This is a genomic window from Streptomyces sp. NPDC054961, assembly GCF_053609145.1.
Window position 1 is genome coordinate 7,380 of the sequence record NZ_JBSGWY010000018.1, and the last position, 6,040, is coordinate 13,419.

The 6,040-nt window shown below is 73.3% G+C and carries 6 protein-coding genes; 1 reads left to right on the top strand and 5 read right to left on the bottom strand.

Translation table 11 applies throughout. The features are described from left to right. Positions 1 to 206 precede the first annotated feature (206 nt). Positions 207 to 695: a carboxymuconolactone decarboxylase family protein gene (locus ACWF9Z_RS17845; RefSeq protein ID WP_453603154.1), complete on the top strand. Its 489-nt coding sequence runs from the start codon at positions 207 to 209 to the stop codon at positions 693 to 695. 108 nt (positions 696 to 803) lie between these two features. On the opposite strand, the gene ACWF9Z_RS17850 is transcribed toward ACWF9Z_RS17845, so the two are convergent. The 5 genes from ACWF9Z_RS17850 to fbaA form a co-directional block, all read right to left on the bottom strand. Then, positions 804 to 1,697 (bottom strand): alpha/beta hydrolase, encoded by an 894-nt coding sequence (locus ACWF9Z_RS17850; protein ID WP_453603156.1) that lies wholly within the window; start codon positions 1,695 to 1,697, stop codon positions 804 to 806. A gap of 170 nt (positions 1,698 to 1,867) precedes the next feature. Beyond that, entirely contained in the window at positions 1,868 to 3,154 is a 1,287-nt protein-coding gene (gene kynU / locus ACWF9Z_RS17855; protein WP_453603157.1) for a kynureninase, read from the bottom strand. Further along, positions 3,147 to 3,995 (bottom strand): tryptophan 2,3-dioxygenase family protein, encoded by an 849-nt coding sequence (locus ACWF9Z_RS17860; RefSeq protein ID WP_356651309.1) that lies wholly within the window; start codon positions 3,993 to 3,995, stop codon positions 3,147 to 3,149. Before ACWF9Z_RS17860 ends, kynU begins: the two co-directional genes overlap by 8 nt. Positions 3,996 to 4,216: 221 nt before the next feature. Continuing rightward, positions 4,217 to 4,630: a DUF3151 domain-containing protein gene (locus tag ACWF9Z_RS17865; protein ID WP_453603158.1), complete on the bottom strand. Its 414-nt coding sequence runs from the start codon at positions 4,628 to 4,630 to the stop codon at positions 4,217 to 4,219. A 202-nt stretch (positions 4,631 to 4,832) separates the two neighbouring features. Beyond that, positions 4,833 to 5,855, bottom strand: coding sequence for a class II fructose-bisphosphate aldolase (gene fbaA, locus ACWF9Z_RS17870; protein ID WP_453603159.1), 1,023 nt, complete (start codon positions 5,853 to 5,855; stop codon positions 4,833 to 4,835). Between the last annotated feature and the right edge of the window lie 185 nt (positions 5,856 to 6,040).

The following is a 6,040-nucleotide window of genomic DNA, read 5'->3' on the forward strand; positions in this document are numbered from 1 at the left end:
CCCCGCCCCGCGAGCCCACTCAGCTACTCTAGTGTTTTACCCGCGCCGCCGCGCGCCCCGCCCCCGCGGGGGGGGGGCGGGGGGCCCGCCCCCCCCCCCCCCCCCTTCCGCCTGCCCGCCCACTCAAAGAAACTTTCCCGTACCCGTCACATCCGTGGTCCCCCATCCGTCAGTGCTGCAAGACGCCGACGCGAAGGAGAACCACCATGACGAACACCAGGATCTCGCGGATGCCCGACCCGACCGCGATCGTCCCCGAGCTCAACGACATCAGCGCCGCGCTCTTCCGGGCCACCGGCAACCGCTCCGTACCGCGCACCACCATCGGGCTCGTCCACCTGCGGGCCGGGCAGATCGTCGGGAACACCTACCTGACCGTGCTGAACACGGCGACCCTGCGCAAGGCGGGCGAGTCCGAGGAGCGGATCACCGCCGTCTCGTCCTGGATGGACGCCCCCTTCTTCACCGACGCCGAGCGGGCCGCGCTCGCCCTGCTCGAAGCGACCCTGCGGCCCGCCCCGCACGGCCAGGAGCGCGTGTCCGACGCGCTGTACGCCGAGGCCGCCCGGCACTACGACGAGAAGGCCCTGACCACCCTCACCATCGCGATCGGCCAGATCAGCTTCTTCATCGCCCTGGCCGTCATCGGCAAGCCGCAGCCGGTCACCTCGCTGGCCGACCAGCAGTGGGACTGACGAGCCTCCCGGCGCCGGTCCGGGCCGCGCCCGGACCGGCCGACGGCTCCCCCGGCGCCCGTCGGCCGGCGCCCGTCGGCCGTCGGCCGTCCGCCGTTCCGCCGGCCGCTACCAGGCCAGTTGCGCGATCTCCTCCGCCACCACCGCGCACGCGTCCGCCGCCGGGTCGATGAGCGGGAAGTGACCGGCCCCGTCGAGCAGCGTGAGGCCCACCGTCTCCCCCGCCTGCGCGGCCGCCGCCACGTAGGCCTCGGACACCGCCTCCGGGACCACGATGTCGGTGCGGCCCTGGACCACCACCGTCGCGATGCCCGTCGGGAGCAGCGCCGCCGGATCCGCGTACGGACGCCGTTCCCCGAAGGCCGCCGCGCCCCCGAGCAGTTGCGCCGAAGCGCCCCCGCACACGCCCAGCTCCTCCGCGACCGTGAAGTCCGCGATGGGTGCCAGCGCGACCACGCCGCGCAGCGGCGGCGGGGATGCCAGTCGCCAGCCGGCCGGGGCGTCGTACGGCAGCACGTGCCGGGCGGCCGCCCACAGCGCGAGGTGGCCGCCGGCCGAGTGGCCGGTCAGGACAGTCCGGCGGGGGTCGGCCTGCGGGAGCGCGGAGGCGGCCAGGCGGGGCAGGGCGTCGAGCGCGGCGGCCACGTCGTCGAAGGTGTCCGGCCAGCGGCCGGCGACGGGCCCCTCGGCGTCCTGGTGGGGCAGCGAACTGCCCCGCCGGTACTCGACGCTGGCGACGGCGAAGCCCCGGCGGGCGAGGAAGTCCACGAAGGGGGTGATGTGCTGGCGGTCGTAGGGGGCGCGCCAGGCTCCCCCGTGCAGGACGACGACCAGCGGAGCGCCGTGCGCGGGGCCGGCGGCGGTCTCGTCGCGCGGGGCGTAGAAGTCGACGACCTGGTCGGGGTGCTCACCGTAGGCGCCCGTCGCGTCGGGAGCCACGGGCGGGTGGGAGAAGGCCGAGGCCGCCTCGGCGGCGTCCCGTTCGACTGCGGGGTCCGTCATCGGCTCAACCTCCGGTAACGCGTGGGACAGGGGGGACAGATGTTCCGGTGTTCCGGCAGAGCGGGACCGTATCAGGCCGGAACACGCCCCTCCGTGGCGGCCCGAGGCGATACGCACGCGGGCGGGGCCGTAGCCCCGCCCGCGCGGTGATGTGACGTTTCGCTACCGGTTCACCCGAAAATGTGACCCAACGTCCGGGCCGCCCGCTCCGCGTCGGCGAAACCGACGTACAGCGGGGTGAACCCGAACCGCAGGATGTCGGGGGCGCGGAAGTCCCCGATCACGCCGCGGGAGATGAGCTCGCGCATGACCCCCGCCGCGTCCCGCGTGCGCAGCGAGACCTGGCTGGCACGGTGGCCGTGGTCGGCCGGCGTGACCACCTCGACCGCCCCCGCCGGGACGTACGCCGCCACGCACTCGAGGAAGAAGTCCGTCAGCGCGAGCGACTTCGCCCGTACGGCTTCGACCGGGACTCCGTCCCAGGCGTCGAGGGCCGCGTCCAGGGCGAGCAGGGACAGGATGTCCGGAGTGCCGACCCGGCCCCTGGCCACGCCCTCGGCCGGCTCGTAGGACGGGGTCATCGCGAACGGATCCGCGTGGCCGTTCCAGCCCGGCAGGGGGGAGTCGAAGGCGGACTGGTGGCGGGCGGCGATGTACAGGTACGCGGGGGCGCCGGGGCCGCCGTTGAGGTACTTGTACGTGCAGCCCACCGCGAGGTCCACGCCGTGCGCGTCGAGGTCGACGGGCAGGGCCCCGGCCGTGTGGCACAGGTCCCAGACGATCACCGCGCCCGCCGCGCGGGCGGCCGCGGTGAGGGCGGGGAGGTCGTGCAGACGGCCGGTGCGGTAGTCGGCGTGGTTGAGGAGGACCACGGCGGTGTCGGGCCCCATCTCCGCCGCCGCGGCGGCCGGGTCCACCGGGGTGACCGTCAGGCCGGTCATCCGGGCCGCCGACGCGGCGATGTACCCGTCGGTCGGGAAGGTGGCGGCGTCCACCAGCAGGCGGGTCCGGCCGGGCCCCGCCAGGCGGGCGGCGCCGACCAGGGCCTTGAAGAGGTTGACGCTGGTCGAATCGCCGACGACGACCTGACCGGGAGCGGCGCCGACGAGCGGGGCCAGCCGGTCGCCGATCCGCTCGGGAGCCGTCCACCAGGGGGTCTCGCCCTCGCTCCAGGAGCGGATGAGCTGGTTGCCCCACTGCTCCGTGACGACCTCCGCGACGCGTGCGGCGACCGTGGCCGGGAGCGCGCCGAGGCTGTTGCCGTCCAGGTAGACGACGCCCTCGGGCAGCGTGAAGCGTTCGCGGAGCTTGGCCAGCTCGTCGGCGGCGTCCAGCTCCGCGGCGCGCCGCGCCCAGATGTCGGACGTGCGGCTGTCGGATGCGAGGTCGTCGGACGTGGGGTCGTCGGACGTGGGGTCGTCGGACGGCCGGCTGTCGGTCGTGCGGCTGTCAGACATGGCTGCGCGCCGTCCACAGTTCCGGGAAGACGTTCTTCGTCGCGCGCTTCTCGAGCCAGGCCACGCCGGCCGAGCCGCCGGTGCCCGTCTTCGCGCCCATCGCCCGGCGGGTGGCCACCAGGTGGTCGTTGCGCCAGCGCCAGACCAGTTCCGCGACGTCCGTCAGGACCTCGCCGAGGCGGTGCAGGTCCGTGTGGGCGTCCGGGTCCGCGTACAGGGAGGTCCAGACGGCCTCGACGTCCGGCGAGGGCTCGTAGCGCTGCGCGAGGTCGCGGTCCAGGACGGCCTGCGGGACCGCGAGGCCGCGGCGGGCCAGGAGGCGCAGGACCTCGTCGTAGAGGCTCGGCTCGTGGAGCGCCTTCTCCAGCTCCGCGTGGACGCGCGGCGCGCCGCGGTGCGGGACCAGCATGGAGGCGGACTTGTCGCCGAGCAGGAACTCCATCCGGCGGTACATCGCCGACTGGAAGCCGGAGCCCTCGCCGAGGGCGGAGCGGTAGGCGTTGAACTGGCCCGGGGTGAGCTGGGCGAGGGGCCGCCAGGAGGAGTTGAGGGCCTCCAGCTCACGGAGGGAACGTTTCAGCGCATCCATCGCGACGGGCAGGGAGTCCTCGCGCAGCGCCTTCGCCGCGGTCTCCCACTCGTGGACGATGACCGTGAACCACAGCTCCATGACCTGGGTGGTGACCAGGAAGACCATCTCGCCGGGGTCGTCCGACCGCAGCTGCTGGAGATGGGTGAGGACGTCCGCCTGGACGTAGTCCTCGTAGGGGGTCGTGCCGGCGAAGTCGAGGTTCGGGGTGTCCGAACCGCCGTCTCCGGAGGCATCAAGGGCGTGCGACATCGCTGTCTCCTCGATACGTGCTTCCGGGTAGCGGTCCGCTCCTTCCGGTGAGGTGAGTGGAGCTCCGGTCCCCTGTCCGCATCATAGGACCGACTTCCGGCAGGGCTTCAATAGTGAGTGGGGTACGTCACATTCCGCGAGCGGGCGGGTCCGGTCAGGGACCCGCCCGCCCGCCCGGGGGAACGCGTACGCACGGCCCCGGAAGCCGGGGCCCGCGGCCGTCAGACCGCGAGGACGTCCGCAGCCGTCTCGGAGGAGTCGCGCAGGAAGGTCGAGCAGCGCTCGTACTCCTCCTTCTCCTCGATCGCGCCGGCCGCGCGGGCCAGGGCGTTCAGGGCGCGCAGGAAGCCACGGTTGGGCTCGTGCTCCCACGGCACCGGGCCGTGCCCCTTCCAGCCCGCGCGGCGCAGCGCGTCGAGGCCGCGGTGGTAGCCCGTGCGGGCGTACGCGTACGACTCGACCGTGCGGCCGGCGGCGAAGGCCTCGTCGGCGAGGAGCGCCCAGGCGAGGGAGGAGGTCGGGTGCGTGGCCGCGACCTCGACGGCCGGGGTGCCGGCGGCGATGGCCGCGCGGCCCGGCTCGTCGGGGAGGTGGGTGGGGGCGGGGCCCCCGAGCAGGTTCTGGTGAATGGACATGCCCACAGTCTGCGGGATCGGGACGGGGCGCGGCGCGGCCCACGGAAAGGGCCCGGCCGCGCCGTCCTGCGGGGACGGCGGGCCGGGCCCTTCCTCACAGCTCACGGCTCACGGCTCACGGCTCACGGCTCATGGCTCATGGCTCATGGCTCATGCGCTGATGGCTCACAGCTCGAGGCCCGGGATACGAGGCCTCGGGCGACTACTTGAGCCGAGTGCCCGTGGAGCGCAGGTTCGCGCAGGCCTCGGTGACGCGCGCGGCCATGCCGGCCTCGGCGGCCTTGCCCCACGTGCGCGGGTCGTACTTCGACTTGGTGCCGACCTCGCCGTCGACCTTCAGGACCGCGTCGTAGTTGCGGAACATGTGGTCCACGACCGGGCGGGTGAAGGCGTACTGGGTGTCGGTGTCGAGGTTCATCTTCACGACGCCGTTCTCCAGCGCGGTGGCGATCTCCTCGGCCGTGGAGCCCGAGCCGCCGTGGAAGACGAAGTCGAACGGCGAAGCCTTGCCGTACTTCTCGCCGACGCCGGCCTGGAGGTCCTTGAGGAGCTCGGGGCGCAGGACGACGTTGCCCGGCTTGTAGACGCCGTGCACGTTGCCGAAGGAGGCGGCCAGCAGGTAGCGGCCCTTCTCGCCCAGGCCCAGGGCCTCGGCGGTGCGCAGCGCGTCGTCGACGGTGGTGTACAGCTCGTCGTTGATCTCGTGGCTGACGCCGTCCTCCTCGCCGCCGGTCGGGGTGATCTCGACCTCGAGGATGATCTTCGCGGCGGCGGCCTTGGCGAGCAGCTCCTGGCCGAGGGCCAGGTTGTCGGCCAGGGTCTCGGCGGAGCCGTCCCACATGTGCGACTGGAAGAGCGGGTTCAGACCGCGGGCCACGCGCTCGGCGGAGATGTCGAGCAGCGGGCGGACGTAGCCGTCCAGCTTGTCCTTGGGGCAGTGGTCCGTGTGCAGCGCGACGGTGATGTCGTACTTGGCGGCCACGATGTGCGCGAACTCGGCCAGGGCGGCGGCGCCGGTGACCATGTCCTTGTTGTACTGGCCACCCAGGAACTCCGCACCACCCGTGGAGATCTGGATGATGCCGTCGCTCTCGGCCTCCGCGAAGCCGCGCAGCGCAGCGTGCAGGGTCTGGGTCGAGGTCACGTTGATGGCCGGGTAGGCAAACTTGCCTGCCTTCGCCCGGTCGAGCATCTCGTTGTAGACCTCGGGGGTTGCGATGGGCATCTGTCCGCTCCTTGGATGTGCGGGGAGTGTGCTTATTGCTGGCCCTGACCTGGGTCGACGTTGCCGTCGTGGCCATCTTTCCAGACTCCCGGGCCCACTCCACCTCGGTGGCGGCGCAACAGCAGTGCGGGGGGGGGGGGGGGGTGGGGGTGGGTGTGGCCGACCCCCCCCCCGCGGCCCACACT

Coding starts and splice junctions, on each gene's coding strand:
- ACWF9Z_RS17845 (WP_453603154.1), top strand. CDS start 207: ATGACGAACACCAGGATCTCGCGGATGCCCGACCCGACCGCGATCGTC.
- ACWF9Z_RS17850 (WP_453603156.1), bottom strand. CDS start 1,697: ATGACGGACCCCGCAGTCGAACGGGACGCCGCCGAGGCGGCCTCGGCC.
- kynU (WP_453603157.1), bottom strand. CDS start 3,154: ATGTCTGACAGCCGCACGACCGACAGCCGGCCGTCCGACGACCCCACG.
- ACWF9Z_RS17860 (WP_356651309.1), bottom strand. CDS start 3,995: ATGTCGCACGCCCTTGATGCCTCCGGAGACGGCGGTTCGGACACCCCG.
- ACWF9Z_RS17865 (WP_453603158.1), bottom strand. CDS start 4,630: ATGTCCATTCACCAGAACCTGCTCGGGGGCCCCGCCCCCACCCACCTC.
- fbaA (WP_453603159.1), bottom strand. CDS start 5,855: ATGCCCATCGCAACCCCCGAGGTCTACAACGAGATGCTCGACCGGGCG.